General features: G+C 33.5%; 20 protein-coding genes. 12 read left to right on the top strand and 8 right to left on the bottom strand.

Going from position 1 to position 17,715, the window contains the following annotated elements; all coding sequences use genetic code 11:
- Positions 1–88 precede the first annotated feature (88 nt).
- Positions 89–1,294: a S1 RNA-binding domain-containing protein gene (locus EU91_RS08235; protein ID WP_032523668.1), complete on the bottom strand. Its 1,206-nt coding sequence runs from the start codon at positions 1,292–1,294 to the stop codon at positions 89–91.
- Positions 1,295–1,360: 66 nt separating this feature from the next.
- Here EU91_RS08235 and EU91_RS08230 point away from each other — a divergent pair, with 66 nt between their 5' ends.
- The 6 genes from EU91_RS08230 (at position 1,361) to folE (ending at position 6,757) form a co-directional block, all read left to right on the top strand.
- Positions 1,361–2,155 carry a creatininase family protein gene (locus tag EU91_RS08230; RefSeq protein ID WP_032523669.1) on the top strand — a complete coding sequence of 265 codons (795 nt, stop codon included), beginning with the start codon at positions 1,361–1,363 and terminating at the stop codon, positions 2,153–2,155.
- Between the two features lie 111 nt (positions 2,156–2,266).
- Positions 2,267–2,995 carry an aldehyde oxygenase (deformylating) gene (locus EU91_RS08225; RefSeq protein ID WP_152556164.1) on the top strand — a complete coding sequence of 243 codons (729 nt, stop codon included), beginning with the start codon at positions 2,267–2,269 and terminating at the stop codon, positions 2,993–2,995.
- A 107-nt stretch (positions 2,996–3,102) separates the two neighbouring features.
- Positions 3,103–4,143, top strand: coding sequence for a long-chain acyl-[acyl-carrier-protein] reductase (locus tag EU91_RS08220; RefSeq protein ID WP_032523671.1), 1,041 nt, complete (start codon positions 3,103–3,105; stop codon positions 4,141–4,143).
- A gap of 3 nt (positions 4,144–4,146) precedes the next feature.
- Positions 4,147–5,154 (top strand): acetyl-CoA carboxylase carboxyltransferase subunit alpha, encoded by a 1,008-nt coding sequence (locus EU91_RS08215; RefSeq protein WP_032523672.1) that lies wholly within the window; start codon positions 4,147–4,149, stop codon positions 5,152–5,154.
- Entirely contained in the window at positions 5,129–5,863 is a 735-nt protein-coding gene (locus tag EU91_RS08210) for an SDR family oxidoreductase (RefSeq protein ID WP_032523673.1), read from the top strand. The genes EU91_RS08215 and EU91_RS08210 overlap by 26 nt, the downstream gene beginning before the upstream one ends.
- 153 nt (positions 5,864–6,016) lie before the next feature.
- Positions 6,017–6,757, top strand: coding sequence for a GTP cyclohydrolase I (gene folE / locus EU91_RS08205; RefSeq protein ID WP_032523674.1), 741 nt, complete (start codon positions 6,017–6,019; stop codon positions 6,755–6,757).
- On the opposite strand, the gene EU91_RS08200 is transcribed toward folE, so the two are convergent.
- On the bottom strand, positions 6,754–7,410 hold the full coding sequence (locus EU91_RS08200; RefSeq protein ID WP_032523675.1) for a phosphoribosylanthranilate isomerase: 657 nt from the start codon (positions 7,408–7,410) through the stop codon (positions 6,754–6,756). The two genes, folE and EU91_RS08200, sit on opposite strands and share 4 nt — an antisense overlap.
- A gap of 55 nt (positions 7,411–7,465) precedes the next feature.
- On the opposite strand from EU91_RS08200, the gene EU91_RS08195 reads away from it, so the two are divergent.
- Entirely contained in the window at positions 7,466–8,689 is a 1,224-nt protein-coding gene (locus EU91_RS08195; protein ID WP_032523676.1) for a site-2 protease family protein, read from the top strand.
- A gap of 8 nt (positions 8,690–8,697) precedes the next feature.
- Here the strand turns inward: EU91_RS08195 and EU91_RS08190 are convergent, their stop codons facing one another.
- Complete coding sequence (locus EU91_RS08190) at positions 8,698–9,441, bottom strand: lipoyl protein ligase domain-containing protein (RefSeq protein ID WP_032523677.1); 744 nt, start codon at positions 9,439–9,441, stop codon at positions 8,698–8,700.
- A 100-nt stretch (positions 9,442–9,541) separates the two neighbouring features.
- On the opposite strand from EU91_RS08190, the gene psaM reads away from it, so the two are divergent.
- From psaM to EU91_RS08180, 3 genes are all read left to right on the top strand, one after another.
- On the top strand, positions 9,542–9,646 hold the full coding sequence (gene psaM, locus EU91_RS08975) for a photosystem I reaction center subunit XII (protein ID WP_072012882.1): 105 nt from the start codon (positions 9,542–9,544) through the stop codon (positions 9,644–9,646).
- A gap of 82 nt (positions 9,647–9,728) precedes the next feature.
- Positions 9,729–10,076 carry a hypothetical protein gene (locus tag EU91_RS08185; RefSeq protein WP_032523678.1) on the top strand — a complete coding sequence of 116 codons (348 nt, stop codon included), beginning with the start codon at positions 9,729–9,731 and terminating at the stop codon, positions 10,074–10,076.
- 54 nt (positions 10,077–10,130) lie between these two features.
- A complete protein-coding gene (locus EU91_RS08180; RefSeq protein WP_032523794.1) occupies positions 10,131–11,135 on the top strand; it encodes an SDR family NAD(P)-dependent oxidoreductase in 1,005 nt (334 codons plus the stop codon).
- Between the two features lie 6 nt (positions 11,136–11,141).
- Here EU91_RS08180 and bchL read toward each other — a convergent pair whose 3' ends face one another.
- From bchL to EU91_RS08160, 4 genes are all read right to left on the bottom strand, one after another.
- Positions 11,142–12,029 carry a ferredoxin:protochlorophyllide reductase (ATP-dependent) iron-sulfur ATP-binding protein gene (gene bchL / locus EU91_RS08175; RefSeq protein WP_032523679.1) on the bottom strand — a complete coding sequence of 296 codons (888 nt, stop codon included), beginning with the start codon at positions 12,027–12,029 and terminating at the stop codon, positions 11,142–11,144.
- A 189-nt stretch (positions 12,030–12,218) separates the two neighbouring features.
- Complete coding sequence (locus tag EU91_RS08170) at positions 12,219–13,790, bottom strand: ferredoxin:protochlorophyllide reductase (ATP-dependent) subunit B (protein WP_032523680.1); 1,572 nt, start codon at positions 13,788–13,790, stop codon at positions 12,219–12,221.
- A 6-nt stretch (positions 13,791–13,796) separates the two neighbouring features.
- Positions 13,797–15,053, bottom strand: coding sequence for a ferredoxin:protochlorophyllide reductase (ATP-dependent) subunit N (locus EU91_RS08165; RefSeq protein ID WP_032523681.1), 1,257 nt, complete (start codon positions 15,051–15,053; stop codon positions 13,797–13,799).
- Positions 15,054–15,211: 158 nt separating this feature from the next.
- A complete protein-coding gene (locus EU91_RS08160; protein WP_032523682.1) occupies positions 15,212–15,580 on the bottom strand; it encodes a hypothetical protein in 369 nt (122 codons plus the stop codon).
- 97 nt (positions 15,581–15,677) lie between these two features.
- On the opposite strand from EU91_RS08160, the gene EU91_RS08155 reads away from it, so the two are divergent.
- Positions 15,678–16,448: a microcompartment protein gene (locus EU91_RS08155; RefSeq protein ID WP_032523683.1), complete on the top strand. Its 771-nt coding sequence runs from the start codon at positions 15,678–15,680 to the stop codon at positions 16,446–16,448.
- 22 nt (positions 16,449–16,470) lie between these two features.
- On the opposite strand, the gene EU91_RS08150 is transcribed toward EU91_RS08155, so the two are convergent.
- Positions 16,471–17,055, bottom strand: a complete 585-nt coding sequence (locus EU91_RS08150; RefSeq protein ID WP_032523684.1) for a non-canonical purine NTP pyrophosphatase — start codon at positions 17,053–17,055, stop codon at positions 16,471–16,473.
- A 328-nt stretch (positions 17,056–17,383) separates the two neighbouring features.
- On the opposite strand from EU91_RS08150, the gene EU91_RS08145 reads away from it, so the two are divergent.
- On the top strand, positions 17,384–17,695 hold the full coding sequence (locus EU91_RS08145) for a BMC domain-containing protein (protein WP_002807869.1): 312 nt from the start codon (positions 17,384–17,386) through the stop codon (positions 17,693–17,695).
- Positions 17,696–17,715 lie beyond the last annotated feature (20 nt).

The following is a 17,715-nucleotide window of genomic DNA, read 5'->3' on the forward strand; positions in this document are numbered from 1 at the left end:
TTTGTTTCAATAATTGGTCTTGAGTAAAAATCTAATTCCCAATCTGAAATTTTTAATTTAAGACCTGACTCTTTTTTTTTATTGATATTCATTTATCTTGTTCTTTTTTATCGAAGAGTGCTTTAGTTTTTAATGCTCTCTCTGTGGCTTCTTGCATAACTTTTTGCTTATCAATAATTAATTCTCCTGCAGAGTTTTCTAGGAGTGCAGTGTTGAGACCAATGCGACCTTTTTCCAGGTCAATTTCAGATATTAAAGCTTTAATGATTTCCCCTTCTCTAAAAACTTCTCTTAAAGAACGAATCGATCCATTTGTTAGTGAGGATTGATGAAGAAGTCCACTAGCTCCTCCTAAATCTATAAAGAAGCCATATGGTTTTACAGCTAAAACTTCTCCTTCAATTAATTGACCTAATTCTAGACTTGTAAGTTTAGAGACTAGTGATGCTTTCTTTTCGGAGAGAACTAATTTTCTGGATTCTGGATTCACCTCAAGAAACGCTACTTTTAGAGTTTTTCCAACAAAAGATTGATAATTTTGACCATCTTCAAGTTGGGATCTTGGGATGAATCCTCTCAATCCATCTACATCACAAGTAAGCCCACCTCTGTTAAATCCATTAATTAAAACGTTAATTAATTCTCCATTTTTTGCGGAACTTGATACTTTCTCCCAACTTTTTCTGAGAATTAATGCCCTAGCGCTCACTGTAACCATCCCATCAGCATTTTGTTCTTTGATAACCAAAACTTCCATTTCTTGGCCTATAGAAAATTTTTCTTTAAAGTTAGTTATGACACCCAAACCACATTCTTTTTTTGGCATATAACCAGGTGCTTTCCCACCAATGTCAACATATAGTCCATCACTTTCGATTGCTATAGTCTTACCTGTAATTGTTTCTCCAGTAGCCCCAATTGGCTCATTTTCATTTAAAGCCTCCAAAAAAGCATTTTCATCAAAATCGAATTCATCAACTTTTCTCTCAATCTGAAAATCTGTATTGTGCTCAGAAAAATTAAGAGGTCTATTTAAGTCTTGTTGAGTTGAATCTTGTTGAGAAATATCAAGATTCTCGGTATTTACATTGCTGGCCTCAATTTCTTTTACTGAATCATCTTTAATGAGTTGAGGTTTGATTGCAATATTTTCTTTTTTAATAACTTCTTGCGAATTGTTTTGCTCATTACTTATTTCTTGAGTATCTTTCTTGCTTATGTGAAGTACCTGAAGAGGTTTTTTATTGCCCTTTGGTTGGATATTATCTTGGGCATTTTTATTTCTGACTCCCATCGTAGGTAAAATAAGAATGATTAATTATTAACATACTCTAAATGTTAGTACTCAAAATTAAAATTAATGAACTTTAAACCAATACCTAATAAATTTGAATATCTAAATTGGCAAGAAATTGAGAGTATTGCAAAAAACAAGAGATCAACTGTGATTTGGCCATTTGGTGCTGTTGAGCAACATGGACCGCATTTGCCTCTTGCTACAGATAGTATTTTTGTTGATGAAATAATTAGCGAAGTTTTTAAATTATTCTCTGCTGATATTCCATTAAAAAAACTTCCAACTCAATATATTGGTTTTTCTCCAGAACATAAGGGCTTTGCAGGGACAATTTCACTTTCCTCAAATTTAATAACCTCAATGATTAAAGAGGTCGGAGGTCAATTATCAGAAATGGGTTTTAAAAGATTGATATTGATTAATGGACATGGAGGTCAAATCTCATTGCTAAATGCAGCTGCAAGAGAGTTAAGAAGTTTCGCACCAGGGATGGCAGTTTTCCCTTGTTTCTTATGGAGTGGTGTTAACGGATTAAGTGAATTGTTAACAAAAACTGAGATTGAGGATGGGCTGCATGCCTCTTTGGCTGAAACAAGTTTGATGCTCGCGTTAAAACCAGAATTAGTAGGTCATGAACGCCCAAATGAGGGAATTAAAGGAAAGATCCCAGAAGGTTGGAGTCTTGAGGGCAATGCACCTACTGCTTGGCTTACTGACGACTTCAGTAAATCAGGTGTTATAGGGGATAGTAGAGGAGCAAATGAGACTTTAGGAAAAAATTTAAAGGAATTATTGATTAATCATTGGTTCAAATTGATTATGAATTTGATGCAATCAGATTGGCCAAACAATTCTTGAATAAGTTTAAGTAAAAAATGTGACTTAACAATTGAAACTATTTTCATGATATTTAAATAAACTCACTATAATCATGTAATATTCATGCATAATGAGCTAAAGATTACTGACATGCAAACACTAGAATCAAATAAAAAAACTACTGAAGATTCGACTAATCCGATTCCTTTAGATTTGCCCGACTTCACTACAGATTCTTATAAGGATGCATACAGCAGAATAAATGCAATTGTTATAGAGGGAGAGCAAGAGGCTCATGATAATTACATTTCAATAGCAACTTTAATACCAAATGAGTTAGAGGAGTTGACTAAATTGGCGAGAATGGAAATGAAACATAAAAGAGGGTTCACTGCATGCGGGAGAAATTTAGGAGTAGAAGCTGATATGGAATTTGCTAAAAAATTCTTCTCTAAATTACATGGGAACTTCCAAATTGCTCTTGAAAAAGGAAATTTAACAACATGTCTTCTAATACAAGCTATCTTAATCGAAGCATTCGCAATTTCTGCTTATAACGTCTACATAAGAGTTGCTGATCCTTTTGCAAAAAAAATAACAGAAGGAGTGGTTAAAGATGAATATCTTCATTTAAATTATGGTCAAGAGTGGCTTAAAGAGAATTTATCTACTTGTAAAGAAGAATTGATGGAAGCCAATAAAGTTAACCTTCCCTTAATTAAAAAGATGTTAGATGAAGTTGCTGATGACGCATCAGTTTTGGCTATGGACAGAGAAGAATTAATGGAAGAATTTATGATTGCTTATCAAGATACTTTGATGGAAATAGGTTTAGATAATAGAGAAATTGCAAGAATGGCTATGGCAGCTATTGTCTGATTACAATATTAATTATTTAAGAATTTTAATAATTAATCTTTCTTCTTAAGTAGTTAGCTCTGTGCTATTCTTCATAACATCGTATAGAAACTATTAATAAATTTTAAATGTTTGGGTTAATAGGCCACTCAACTAGTTTTGAAGATGCAAAAAGAAAAGCTTCTTTACTAGGTTTTGATCATATTGCAGATGGCGACCTAGATGTTTGGTGTACAGCTCCTCCTCAATTAGTTGAGAATGTAGAAGTTAAGAGTGCTACTGGGATATCTATTGAAGGTTCCTACATTGATTCTTGCTTTGTTCCTGAAATGCTTTCTAGGTTTAAAACCGCCAGAAGAAAAGTACTAAATGCTATGGAACTAGCTCAGAAAAAAGGAATTAATATTACCGCTTTAGGGGGATTTACTTCTATTATTTTCGAGAATTTTAATCTTTTACAACATAAACAAATTAGAAACACAGCATTAGAGTGGGAAAGGTTTACTACTGGCAATACTCATACCGCCTGGGTTATTTGTAAGCAACTAGAAATAAATGCGCCTCGCATTGGAATAGATCTTAAAAAAGCAACTGTTGCTGTAATTGGTGCTACTGGTGATATTGGTAGTGCTGTTTGTAGGTGGCTTATCAATAAAACTGGGATTTCAGAACTTCTTATGGTAGCAAGACAACAAGAACCACTAGAGCTTTTACAAAAAGAATTAGATGGTGGCACCATAACAAGTTTAGATGAGGCATTGCCTCAGGCGGATATTGTTGTGTGGGTTGCAAGTATGCCTAAAACTATTGAAATTGATACTGATAACTTAAAAAAACCATGTTTAATGATTGATGGTGGATATCCTAAAAATCTTGATGAGAAGTTTAATGGTGAAAATATTCATGTTTTAAAGGGAGGTATTGTAGAGTTTTTCAATGATATTGGTTGGAATATGATGGAACTTGCGGAAATGCAAAATCCTCAGAGAGAGATGTTCGCTTGCTTTGCAGAAGCTATGATTTTAGAATTTGAAAAGTGTCATACAAACTTTAGTTGGGGGAGAAATAATATTTCCCTTGAAAAGATGGAATTTATTGGAGCAGCCTCTCTAAAGCATGGTTTTTCTGCCATCGGACTTGATAAACAGCCTAAAGTATTAACTGTTTAAATTATGGCTAAACGCTATCTCCTTGATTTTGAAAAGCCTCTTGTTGAACTTGAGAAGCAGATAGAGCAAATTAAAGAATTAGCTCGAGATTCAGAGGTAGATGTTAGTCAACAGCTCCTACAACTTGAAACCTTAGCGGCTAGGAGAAGAGAAGAAATATTTAAATCTCTCACCCCTGCACAAAAGATTCAGGTAGCTAGACATCCTCAAAGACCTAGTACTTTGGACTTTGTTCAAATGTTTTGTGATGATTGGATAGAGTTACATGGAGACAGAAATGGTGGCGATGATATGGCACTAATTGGTGGTATAGGTTCGATAAATAATAGACCAGTGATGATATTAGGGCACCAGAAAGGAAGGGACACAAAAGAAAATGTAGTAAGAAACTTTGGGATGGCAAAACCAGGAGGCTACAGAAAAGCTCTTAGGTTAATGCAGCATGCAAATAGTTTTTCCTTACCAATTCTTACTTTTATTGATACTCCTGGAGCTTATGCTGGTTTAAAAGCTGAAGAACAGGGTCAAGGGGAAGCAATTGCAAGAAACTTAAGAGAGATGTTTGGATTGAAAGTCCCAATTGTGGCTACTGTTATTGGAGAAGGCGGTTCAGGAGGTGCACTTGGAATAGGTGTTGCCGATAGGTTACTAATGTTTGAACACAGTGTTTATACAGTTGCTAGTCCAGAAGCGTGCGCATCAATTTTGTGGAGAGATGCTGGGAAGGCACCAGAAGCTGCATCAGCACTTAAAATTACAGGTAAAGATTTACTTAAATTAGGGATTATAGATGAGGTATTACCAGAACCTTCTGGTGGGAATAATTGGGCTCCTTTAGATGCTGGCAATACTCTAAAAGAGGCTATTGAGAAGCATCTTAATGCTTTACTGCAAATGCCTGAAGAAGAATTAATTGGGGAAAGATATAAAAAGTTTAGGGTTTTAGGTAAATTTATTGAAGCCAATAATATTGAAGAGATTTATAGTGAGATCCCCCAAAAAACTGAATAAATTGAAATTAGCTTTTATAACTGGTGCTACAAAAGGTATTGGTAGATCCACCGCAATTACTTTTGCTAATGCTGGCTGGGATTTAATTTTGCTTGCCAGGAACATGGAATCAATGCAGAGACTAAAAAGTGAACTATTGCCTACTAAATCTAAAATTAGCCTAGTTAAATGTGATTTATCTAATTCTCTTGCAATAGATGATTGTATTAAAGATGCAATAAAGAAATATGGCTGCCCTTCAGTCTTGATAAATAATGCTGGTTGTGCATTTAATGGGTCACTAGTTGAGATGGATTTGGGCCAATGGGAACAAACTATGCAAATAAACCTCACAAGTGTTTTCCAAATTTGCAGCTCAATTGTTCCTCAAATGAGAAAAAATGGTGGATTAGTTATTAACGTTAGTAGCCATGCTTCTTATAATGCTTTCCCTCAATGGGGAGCATATTGTATTTCGAAGTCTGCACTAGCTATGTTTACTAAATGCTTGAGGGAAGAGGAGAGATCTAATTCAATCAGAGCCTGCACAATAACTTTAGGTTCAGTAAATACCCCTCTTTGGGACTCAGAATCTATCAATGCTGATTTTGATAAAACTTCTATGCTCTCCTCAAGCGAAGTATCAGATACTATTCTTTATATGGCTCAAAAACCTGAATCACAACTGATTGAAGACTTAACTTTAATGCCTTCTGGAGGAGCTTTTTAAATATTCTTTTTCTTTAATTAGTCCTGAAAAAGTGATATTTTTTAGGATTATTAGAGCCCGATTGAACAATAGAATGTGATATAGTGTATAAGCAATTAAGCTTTTAAAAGATACAGTTAATTAAGTTGCAAACAATTTTCTGTTTAGAATTTTATGACCTCTACACTACCAAACGATAATATTAGAAACTTTGACGATCAGATTACTAATAAATTAATCTCTGAAATTATAAGGGACAGAATTAAGAATTCTGGTAAAAGATTTAGTGCTAATGATAATATTGCAAATTTTATAAATCCTGGAGAACTAGAAATTTTAGAAAAAGAAGTTACCTCAAGGGTTAAAGACTTACTAAAGTCTCTTGTAATAGACGTTGAAAATGACCATAATACCCAGGAGACTGCTGAAAGAGTCTCAAAGATGTATTTAAATGAGGTCTTTAAAGGGAGATATCATGAACAACCGAAAGTAACAAGCTTCCCTAATGATAAGAATCTTGATGAGATTTATACAGTTGGCCCTATTTCTGTAAGATCGGCATGTTCACATCACTTAGTTCCTATTCTTGGAGAGTGTTGGATAGGTATTAAACCTGGGAATAAAGTCATAGGACTTTCAAAATTTGCAAGAGTTGCTGATTGGGTTTTCTCAAGGCCACATATTCAAGAAGAAGCTGTAATGATTCTTGCAGATGAAATTGAAAAACTTTGTGAGCCTAAAGGTTTAGGCATTATCGTAAAGGCTCAACATTACTGTATGAAGTGGAGGGGAGTTAAAGAGCCAAATACAAGTATGATTAATTCTGTAGTAAGAGGTGATTTCAGACATGATTTAAGTTTAAAGCAAGAATTTTTCGAGCTTGTTAAACAGCAATCTGCTACAAATAATTACTAATTCTTTTTTAAAAATTTTATAAGAGCTTTTGTTTTTTTTATATCTTTTAAACCTGGAGATATTTCAATACTGCTTGAAATATCTAGTCCATCAGGTTTTATATCTGTAAGGATTTCATTAATCCATTCAATTGATATTCCACCTGCTAACCACCAAGGTTTGCTAAAATTCAAATTTTTAAGATAAATAGGTTTTATTTTTTTTCCTGAGCCTCCATAAGTTTCTTTGTTCCAAGAATCAAGTAATATCGCATCTACAAAATCCTCAAAAGGTTTTATTTTGTCTAAGTCCTTTTCTGTCTTTATTCTAAAAGCTTTCCATAATCCAATATTCGGAATTTCCCTTTTTATTTTTTTGCAGTAATCAATATCTTCATCTCCATGTAATTGAATGATAGTCTCACTCGGATTGCCTAAAAAATTTTTTATGATTGTTTCTATTGGACAGTTTTGGACAACAGATACTCTCTCAATATTTGGATAAGAACTTTCTAGGGCTTGAAAAATTTTTTTCTTTTTTATAGCTGGTATGTACCTTGGTGACTCTTTAACCGAAATAATCCCTATGGCATGCGCTCCTATTTTAGCGACTTGAAGAGCTTGCTCTTCGGATGTAAGTCCACAAATTTTAACTAAAGTATTAGTCTTGGGCATATCATTATCCTGTATGTAAAATTAATATTATTGCTAAATATAGCGGAGATTATTTTTGAGAAGTTGGCAAATTTTTAAAATATGGGGAATTCCCTTCAAAATTCATCCCTATTGGTTTGTTATTCTTTTTTTATTCTCATGGAGTATAAGTAATCAGATTAATTTATCTTCTGATAATATTTACAATACTAAAGAAGCTTGGATTGTAGGGTTTTTAACTTCTTTTTTCTTTTTGTCCTCAATTATTTCTCATGAAGTTTTACATACCTTTGTTTCCTTACATCAGGGTGTAAAAATAAAAAAAATTACTTTTTATTTTCTCGGAGCAATTTTACAAATAGATAAGTACTGTCAAACTGCTATAGGAAATATAAAAATCGCAATTGTTAGACCTCTATCATGTTTCGCTGCAGGATTTATCCTCCTTTTTATTAGTAATATTAATTCATCTCAAGAACTAATATTCCTTAATATAATTTTTAGAGTAGGTATATTAAATTTATTCTTAGGCTTCTTAAATTTGCTTCCAATTGGGTCTCTAGATGGAGCAAATTTATTGAAAAGTATTATTTGGCATTTCTCAGGGAGTAAAAATAAAGGAAGAAACTTTCTTAATAAAGTAAATTTATCTTTATCTTTTTTAGTACTTATATTTGGGATAATTTTTTTATTTAGATTTAATTTTTACTATGGTTGTATTCTTTCTTTTTTAGGATTGTTTGGAGTTAATTCATCAAAATCAGAAAATCAATTTTTTAAAATTGAAAACATACTTAAATTCAGTAAAGTTTCTGAGCTTAAACTAAAGCCTTTGAGGAAAATTGAATTCGATTCTAATTTCTCAGAATTAAATACATTAATAAAAAATAAAAAAGATGCATCAGATAAATATTTTTTTGTTACGAATAATGGCAGATGGACTGGTTTTATTGATGAGAATATTTTAAAAACTGTCTCCATAAAAAAATGGGAACGACATTTTGTTGGAGATTTTAAGAAACCAATAGATAGTTTTGAAAGTGTGTATAGTAACGATAAGTTATGGAAAACTATAGAAAAACTTGAAGAAACGAGTGAGGGTTTTATACTGGTTCTCAATGCTGCAGATATCCCTTTGGGTATCATTGATAGATTAAAAATTGGAAACTTTATATTTAATAAATTAGGATTTAATTTACCTTCAGAGATAGCCAACAAATTACACTATAAAAACCAGTATCCCTTAGGCATTGAATTGCCAAGAATAATTAATTTAATGAAGCAGAAAGGAGATCTTTAAGAATCAGTTTAATGAAGATTTTTTATATTTTTATTATCTATGGCAATATTTTTGAACTTTATATTTGATTTATTATGTAGGAATGAATTTCTTAAATGTTGAACTATTGAGTCATTTGTAAGGCCTAGATTTATTTTTGGTGGAGCTTCTTCTCTAAATAATTTGAACCATAAATCTTTTGAGGGATTTGTTTGAATCTCTCCATGTTGAAGGAAGGCACCTTTTTTACGATATTGGGCACTTCCTATTCGCTTAAACCCATCCTGATCAACTAAATCAGAAATTAATGTAGTCCCAAAACAATTAGATGTTATAGGTGATTTTCGTAAATTACCATATTGTAAGCTTAAGCCTAATTCTCGAAAACTTTTTATTAACCAATTATTTACCATTTCGTAACTGAGGATTTTATAGTAAGTTTTTTTAAATGTTAATGCATATGTTATACCCCCTGAATGCAAAACAGCGCCTCCTCCAGAGGGACGTCTTACAATGTTGATTTCCCCATTTGATAATAATTTTTCCCAATGAGGAGGAATTTCCTTTTGGTGATAACCAATTGAAAGCCAATCTCCAGTCCAATAATAGAACCTCAGTGTGAGAATTATTTCAGGATTGGAAATAGTCTGTTCTAGAGAATTTAGATCTAAAGCCATTTGTTCAAACCCAGGTAAATTATTTGTTGAAAAAATTAAAGCTTGATTTCCTCTTCCCAAAATTAATTTTGTATGTCTATTTATGATAATTTTCAATAAATATTTTCTTTCAATTTATTAATTACGTAACATCATTTTGTAATAGTGTGTCAAATTCGCTCTTTTGGGTGGAGAATATAGGAAATATTTTTTTACTATGGAGCCAACTCAAACAATAAATTTAATTGCACTTAGCCTAATAGTAGTTATACATGCAGGAGTTTTAGCTCTTCGGTTAGGAATCAGTTTAGGAAGAAACTAAAGTCTATTAGAAAATTAATATTTTTAAGGTAATAATATAGTGAGGCTGAATTATTTTTCAGTAAATTTTAGTGTCACTTAATTTGTTAAAATCTTCAAATAAAAATAGTAATTTTTACAAAAAATATCTTGATTCTGCATTTAAAAGAAAGCAACGGAAACAGGATAATTTAGTATCTTTCGTTTTTTTGATTATAAAAATTTGCTTTTCCCTTCTAGCACTAGTAAGCTTAATTAAACTAGGATATAGCTCCAAAGTCAGATTAACAAGACTAAAGGAAATTCAAGACTCATATTCATTTGAAAAATATCGATACAATAATCTGACAAATAGGTTTGATGATTTATTTTCTTCTGAAGGTGAGCAAAGATTTATGAAGGATCAGGATCAAATAATTTCTAGGGACATTATCAGAGTAATATGGCGTTGATAAGGATGATCTAAGATCATTATACTTATAATTTTTCTATTAACTTTTTTGCTAGTGAGTAAGAACATTAAGGGTTTAGTCCTAATAACAGGAACAACTTCAGGAGTAGGATTAAATACTCTAAAACCACTTCTAAGATTTGGATGGGAAGTTATAGCTGTTAATCGATCAAATAAAAGAGCTATGACAATAGCTGAGGCATTCTTGACAAAAGATGAAATTAAAAATGTTCACTTTATAGAAATAGATCTTTCTAACTTGGATGATGTGAGAAAAGGTTGCGATGAAATATTGGAAACATTTAAAAATCCAATAAATTCTCTTATTTGTAATGCAGCAGTATATAAGCCAAGACTAAAGAGGCCTGAAAGATCTCCACAGGGTTTTGAAAATTCGATGGCAGTGAATCATTTTGGGCATTTTCTTATGATCCACCTTCTGATAGAAAATATTTTATCTTCAGAAAGAGAAATTCTTTTAAATGGAAAATCTACTGTATTCAAACCAAGAATTACTATATTAGGAACTGTCACAGCTAATTATTCAGAACTTGGAGGGAGGATCCCCATCCCTGCTCCAGCTGATCTAGGAGATTTATCTGGATTTAAAAATGGTTTTTTATCTCCAATAAGTATGGCGAATGGAAGGAAATTCAAACCTGGTAAGGCTTATAAGGATAGTAAACTTTGTAATATGGTGACCGTTCAGGAATTATCAAAAAGATATCCTGCAGAGAAGATTGTTGTAAATTCTCTATATCCTGGATGTGTTGCTGATACAAAACTTTTTAGAGATACACCCTGGTTATTTAGATTCCTTTTCCCGATATTTCAAAAATTCATAACAAAAGGATATGTTTCACAAAGACTTGCAGGAGAGAGGGTCGCGCAAGTGGCAACTTATAAAGAATTTGCTAAACCATCAGTCCATTGGAGCTGGGGAAATCGTCAGAAAACTGGCAGAAAAGCTTTTTCACAAAAGTTGTCAAAAAGAATAATTGATACGAAGACCTCTCAACAAACTTATGACTTAACAAGCCAATTGGTAGGATTAGATTAATTTAGATTAATCAAATCCTAATAAATCAAAAATTTCTCTATCTTTAAGTGGATTCCCTTCTAAAGGTTCTACGTTTTCAAGCATATTATTAGCAAGAGATAAATATTCATTTTGAACTTCAATAACATCTTCAGTTGGCTCCATTTCAAAAATGGTGCATTTTTTTAGTCTTGATCTTCTAATGGCGTCGACATCTTTAAAGTGGGCCATGGTTTTTAAACCTGTTCTTTCATTGAATTTATCAATTTGATCTGTGTCTTTTGACCTATTTGCGACTACCCCACCTAGTCTGACTTTATAGTTTTTTGCTTTTGCTTTAATTGCAGAGACAATTCTATTCATAGCGAATATTGAATCAAAGTCATTAGCAGTAACAATTAGACAGTAATTAGCATGTTGCAATGGAGCTGCAAATCCTCCGCAAACGACGTCTCCTAGGACATCAAAAATAACAACGTCAGTATCTTCTAATAAGTGATGTTCTTTTAATAGTTTAACAGTCTGACCGGTTACATACCCCCCGCACCCTGTCCCAGCAGGAGGACCTCCGCTTTCGACGCACATTACGCCATTAAAACCTTCAAACATGAAATCATTTGGCCTCAATTCTTCGCTATGAAAATCTACCTCTTCGAGAATATCAATAACTGTAGGTACCATTTTGTGCGTCAAAGTGAAGGTGCTATCGTGTTTCGGATCACATCCAATTTGTAGAACCTTTTTGCCTAATTTTGAGAATGCTGCAGAAAGGTTTGAAGATGTAGTTGATTTTCCGATACCACCCTTCCCATACACGGCGATAACTAATGCCCCTTCTTCGATATTTATTTTTGGATCTTGCTTTACTTGAACACTTCCTTCTCCATCAAGAGGTCTATTTATAGTACTTGTCATTTAAAGCTTAAAACACATTATTATCTATATTCTTGCAGCGTAAATACACATCAAATATATTTCTAAACAAATATTTATTTAATTGTATTAAAAGTGGGTAATTTGTTTTTATAACTGAATTTTTCTAATTAATTCTATACAACTATGAGTGAAAATACTCATGACTTAATTGTAATTAATTAGTAAAAATTAGCTGAAATATGCTTTAGCGTCGTAAAGGGTTTCATCACTTATTTCTGGGATTCCCCTCAAGATTGCGTATTTTTCGGTATTTGTTTTGACTTTACCTCTCACAAAAAATGGTACTTTTGTTAATTCAGCTCTACCAGATTCAGTCCAGATAATTCCTTCCTTACTATTTTTATCTTCTTTATCCTCAGAATTTACTGAATCTCCTGTTTTTGTGGCTGTATGTCCTAAATGGCTTTGATGACCATCAACAAACTCAAAGTCATGTTTAAACATATCAATAAGATGCTCTTCTAAGCCCATCATTAGGGGATGCACCCAGTCATCAAAAATCACATTTGCACCTTCCCATCCCATCTGTGGACTATATCTTGCTGGAACATCTTGAACATGCATTGGTGTACTTATTACTGAACAAGGAATGCCAAGTCTCTTGGCACTATGCCTTTCCATTTGAGTACCTAAAACCAATTCAGGGGCGGCTTTTTTCATGGCATCTTCTACTTCTAAATAATTATTAGTAATTAGAGCTACTAAATTTAGTTCTTTTGCAGTTGCTCTTACTTGTCTTGCCATCTCCCTACTGTATGTCCCAAGACCAACTACTTCAAAACCTAATTCCTCTTTGGCAATTTTTGCAGCCGCGATTGCATGTGTTCCATCACCAAAAATAAAAACCCTTTTGCCAGTTAAGTAATTCGAGTCTACAGATTTTGAATACCAAGGAAGTTTTGACTTGTGTTCTAATTCTTCTTTATTAGTCATAGGGAGATCCAACTTATTATGAACTTCATTTATAAATTCAATTGTATTTTTAATTCCAATTGGAATAGTGTTCGTAAATTCCATTCCAAAGTTCCTTCTAAGCCATTCACATGATGCTTCAGCAATTTCTTGATAAAGACAGATATTTATTTCAGCATCAATTAATCTTTCAATGTCATCTGGACTAGCACCTAATGGAGCAACTACGTTTGTATCTATTCCTTGTTCTGAAAGTATACGTTGGATTTCAATGACATCATCCCTACATCTAAATCCTAGTAATGAAGGACCAAGTATATTTACTTTTGGTCTGCGACCTAATTCCTTCCACCTTAGAGGACTTATTTTTTCTGAAGAACTTACTTTCTCTTTTAAAAGAGTTCTTGTTAATTGATAAAAAGTTTCTGATGCTCCCCAATTTTCTTTCTTACTATAAGCAGGTAATTCAAGATTAACAATTGGCATATCAAACCCCATTCCTTTTGCAAGAGCTCCAGGTTGGTCTTGGATAAGTTCTGCTGTACAACTTTCTCCAACTAAAAGAGTTTTTGGTTTAAATCTTTCTACAGATTCCTTAATGTTTTTCTTAACTAATTCAGCTGTATCCCCTCCGAGGTCTCTAGCCTGGAAAGTTGTATAAGTCACCGGAGGCCTTTGCCCTCTTCTCTCAATCATTGTAAAAAGAAGATCTGCATATGTATCCCCTTGAGGGGCATGAAGAACATAATGTATATCTTTCATTGAAGAGGCAATTCTCATCGCACCAACATGTGGTGGCCCTTCATATGTCCATAGAGTTAATTCCATATTCTCTTATTGCCTTACTAAAGTTTTTGAAGTTAGGATTTGATTCCTTCTTAAAGGTTTGGAGAAGAGACCTGCCAAATCTGCGGCTTGATCAATTCCATGAATTGGACTAAATACCATTTCTATCGACCACTTAGTACTAATTCCTTCGGCCTCAAGTGGGTTAGCTAAACCCATCCCACAAACTACTAAGTCTGGATTAGATTCCCTTACTCGATCTAATTGTTTTTCTACATGTTGCCCTTCGACAATTTTTGTATTATCAGGCAATAAATTAATCTCCTCTTTCATCAAATCTTTATTTAGGTAAGGAGTGCCTACTTCTATAAGATCCATTTCGCATTCATTATGCAAAAATCTTGCCAAAGATATCTCTAGTTGCGATTCAGGAAGAAGAAATAATCTTTTCCCCTTAAGTATTTCTTTGTGAGATTCAAGAGCAAGTTTTGCTCTATTAATTAAAGGCGAAATAATTTCATGAACTTTAAGTTCACTAATTTTGAAAGCTTTCGCTGCAGATAAAAACCATTCAGTACTTCCTTCGATACCAAGAGGAAATGGAGCTGAAATTATTTCACAACCAAGATGTTTTAGGTCTCGAACGGTATCACTTAAATAAGGCTGAGTTAATAAAACTTTTGTATTTTTGCCAATTTTTGGTAATTCTGTTGATTGACGGGGTGGGAAGCTCTCAATATTTGAAATTCCTAAATTTCTAAAAATTTTTTTAAACCTATCCTCTACATTATTTGCAAGAGTCCCAACTAATAATAATTTCTCCTCATCTGATGACTCCATTAATGGAATTAAAGCTTTTAAGGCGCCATCCTCTCCTTGGGTAAAAGTTGTCTCTATCCCACTTCCAGAGTAATTAACGAATCTCACTTTACCTAAAAATCTTTTATTTAATTTCTCTGCAACAGTGGCAAGATCTAATTTGATTACCTCACTTGGACAAGATCCAACTAGAAAAAGAGTTTTTATTTCTGGTCTTCTTGCAATAAGATCATTTACCACTCGATCTAATTCTTCATGAGCGTCAGCAAGACCAGCAAGATCTTTTTCTTCAAGAATCGCCGTCCCAAATCTTGGTTCAGCAAAAATCATAACTCCAGCAGCGCTTTGAATTAAATGAGCACACGTCCTTGAGCCTACAACAAGAAAAAATGCATCAGGCATTCTTCTATGGAGCCAAACTATTGAAGTTAACCCACAAAAAACTTCCCTGGGCCCAGTTTCCTTATTAAATTCAACTTTACTCATTAAAAATTTTCAAGAGCTTATATTTCAAGCTTGCATAAACTTTTTAATTTAAGAAAGTAATTAATAAGTTCTCTTACAAAATGAACACATTTATAAAACTTATATGAATGTTTAAATACTTAAATGGGAATTATGAAAAAAAACTTTTGGGGATTATTTTAATTTCTGTAGAAGGAATTTCCTTGAGTTATTTTTGAAATCTTCCACACATTTCTAGCTATTTTTGTTGCTAATAATCCTGCTCTTTCTAACTTAGATTTCCCGGGCTTTGCCCCAATTAAAGCTGTGACTTCTGAAGTGGTTAAAGGTGCTCCAGTATTTATAGCTAATTGCGTTAACTCCAATCTATCTCTAAGGTTCTTAAGATTTACTTTTTCAATTTTATCTTCTTCTAACCAACTAAAAGATGGGTCTTTTTGAGATAGTTTTTGCATCAAGCTTAGGCTAACTAATCCAAGAGTTTGATCAGGAGTTAATTCTTTTTCAGTACCAGAAACATTTGGTTCTTTTTTTTGAGAAGTTCCCATAAAAATGCATATCTTTTACTTGAAGTTATCGTTTTGTGGGAAGCATGCAAGTAAATTTAATAGAAAAAATGAACCATTATCCGTTATAGTCGCGTGAATGGAACCAACTTCTAGTTTAAACAGAGGGGAACGAAAAAAAGGTAGTTCTCTTGTAACAGGATCTGAGGTGCAATCTCAGGCCAGTGGTGCAAGCTGTTTTATTACAACTGATTCAGAAAAGTCTTTGGTGTCCAGACAAGCAAGTCAAGTTGAGCAAATTGAGTTGAGAACATATGTTTTTTTGGATTCTCTTCAACCTCAATTAGCTGCATATATGGGGACGGTTAGTAGAGGTTTTTTGCCTATACCTGGAGATTCATGCCTCTGGATGGAAGTTTCACCTGGGATGGCAGTACATAGAGTTACTGATATTGCTTTAAAAGCAAGTAATGTAAGACTTGGTCAGATGATTGTTGAAAGAGCATTTGGCTCTCTTGCTCTTTATCACAAAGATCAAAGTACTGTTTTACATTCTGGGGATGTTGTTCTAGATGCTATTGGTAGTGAAGTTAAAAAAAGAACCAAACCTTCAACAAGTTGGACAGAAGTTATTCGAGCTATTACTCCAGATCATGCTGTTTTAATAAATAGACAAAATAGAAGTGGATCAATGATTCAATCTGGAATGAGTATGTTTATATTAGAAACTGAACCGGCTGGTTATGTTTTAAAAGCAGCAAATGAAGCAGAAAAAGCATCAAATATAACTGTTGTTGATGTAAAGGCAGTTGGTGCTTTTGGTAGATTAACTCTTGCAGGGAAAGAGGGAGATGTAGAAGAAGCAGCAGCTGCTGCTATAAGAGCAATTGATGAAATTTCAAATTATTGAGAATTTTTTATTTAAACCTTTTTTAACTTAAACCTATCTCTTTTTTTAAAAAAGGTGACATGATTTTTGCAGCTTTACCTCTACTACCCAATTTATTTAGTTGTGATTGTGAGAGCTCACCGTAAACACAATTAGCTTCTCTAACCCAAAAAATAGATTCGAATTCCCCATTAGGATATTTGGGGTTCTTGAGAATTTCTCCCCAGCATATTCCAGTTGTATCTTTAACTAAGTTTCCTGAGGGATCGCACAAAACCATACAACTTATAAATCTTGCACTCCTATAAGGACTATCAGAGAGTTCATTAATTAATTTTTTAATTTTCTCATCATTATTTTTGGCATATCGAGCAGAATAAATTCCTGGTCGACCATCTAAAATATCTACTTCAAGACCCGAGTCATCAGCTAATGCCCAAGTTTTTGTCTCTAGAGAAGCGGCCTTGGCTTTAAGTAGTGCATTCTCAAAATATGTTTTCCCAGTTTCTTCGACATTTAAATATTCTGGTTGCTTCTCAACCTTTAAAGACAAAACATCCAGCATCTCTGAAATTTCAGATACCTTTCTTTGATTGCCACTCGCAATAGTTAGAACTGGAAGGTTCAAAATAATATAAAAAATTTGTTGTGAATATTATCTTACTTCAAAGCTTGATACGGAGACAGGAAAGGTTGAACATTCCACACCTGTGTAGACAGGGCCTGTCTCGTACGGAAATAACATAATGTAAATTTTTTCTTAACACAACAGTATGTTTTGATGCACTAACTAATTTGCATAAGTATTGACATATCAATAGTACCAAGGGTGATAAGTTTAACTTATGAATGATAGAAAAAACATTAATGGAGATTTTGTCGAAAACGCTTGACTTATAAGTACTTAATGAAGCATTCTTCGAATTGAACATTCCACATTTAGTATTTAGTAGACAATGGCTACAGAAACAATGGGTATCGCTCTCGGCATGATCGAGACACGCGGACTTGTACCTGCAATTGAAGCAGCAGACGCAATGACAAAGGCAGCAGAAGTTCGCCTAATTGGTCGTGAATTCGTTGGTGGCGGTTATGTCACAGTTTTAGTTAGAGGCGAAACAGGCGCGGTTAACGCAGCTGTAAGAGCTGGTGCTGATGCTTGTGAAAGAGTTGGAGACGGTTTAGTTGCAGCTCACATTATTGCTCGTCCTCATAGAGAAGTTGAACCTGCTCTAGGTAATGGTGAATTTCTTGGTCAAAAGGACTAATTAATTAAAGCAAGATTTAT

Source organism: Prochlorococcus marinus str. GP2, from assembly GCF_000759885.1.
Classification (GTDB): domain Bacteria; phylum Cyanobacteriota; class Cyanobacteriia; order PCC-6307; family Cyanobiaceae; genus Prochlorococcus_A; species Prochlorococcus_A marinus_J.

What these genes read in the sequence shown, in the direction of transcription:
- EU91_RS08235 (WP_032523668.1), bottom strand. Translation starts at nt 1,294, where the DNA reads ATGGGAGTCAGAAATAAAAATGCCCAAGATAATATCCAACCAAAGGGC.
- EU91_RS08230 (WP_032523669.1), top strand. Translation starts at nt 1,361, where the DNA reads ATGAACTTTAAACCAATACCTAATAAATTTGAATATCTAAATTGGCAA.
- EU91_RS08225 (WP_152556164.1), top strand. Translation starts at nt 2,267, where the DNA reads ATGCAAACACTAGAATCAAATAAAAAAACTACTGAAGATTCGACTAAT.
- EU91_RS08220 (WP_032523671.1), top strand. Translation starts at nt 3,103, where the DNA reads ATGTTTGGGTTAATAGGCCACTCAACTAGTTTTGAAGATGCAAAAAGA.
- EU91_RS08215 (WP_032523672.1), top strand. Translation starts at nt 4,147, where the DNA reads ATGGCTAAACGCTATCTCCTTGATTTTGAAAAGCCTCTTGTTGAACTT.
- folE (WP_032523674.1), top strand. Translation starts at nt 6,017, where the DNA reads ATGACCTCTACACTACCAAACGATAATATTAGAAACTTTGACGATCAG.
- EU91_RS08200 (WP_032523675.1), bottom strand. Translation starts at nt 7,410, where the DNA reads ATGCCCAAGACTAATACTTTAGTTAAAATTTGTGGACTTACATCCGAA.
- psaM (WP_072012882.1), top strand. Translation starts at nt 9,542, where the DNA reads ATGGAGCCAACTCAAACAATAAATTTAATTGCACTTAGCCTAATAGTA.
- bchL (WP_032523679.1), bottom strand. Translation starts at nt 12,029, where the DNA reads ATGACAAGTACTATAAATAGACCTCTTGATGGAGAAGGAAGTGTTCAA.
- EU91_RS08170 (WP_032523680.1), bottom strand. Translation starts at nt 13,790, where the DNA reads ATGGAATTAACTCTATGGACATATGAAGGGCCACCACATGTTGGTGCG.
- EU91_RS08165 (WP_032523681.1), bottom strand. Translation starts at nt 15,053, where the DNA reads ATGAGTAAAGTTGAATTTAATAAGGAAACTGGGCCCAGGGAAGTTTTT.
- EU91_RS08160 (WP_032523682.1), bottom strand. Translation starts at nt 15,580, where the DNA reads ATGGGAACTTCTCAAAAAAAAGAACCAAATGTTTCTGGTACTGAAAAA.
- EU91_RS08155 (WP_032523683.1), top strand. Translation starts at nt 15,678, where the DNA reads ATGGAACCAACTTCTAGTTTAAACAGAGGGGAACGAAAAAAAGGTAGT.
- EU91_RS08145 (WP_002807869.1), top strand. Translation starts at nt 17,384, where the DNA reads ATGGCTACAGAAACAATGGGTATCGCTCTCGGCATGATCGAGACACGC.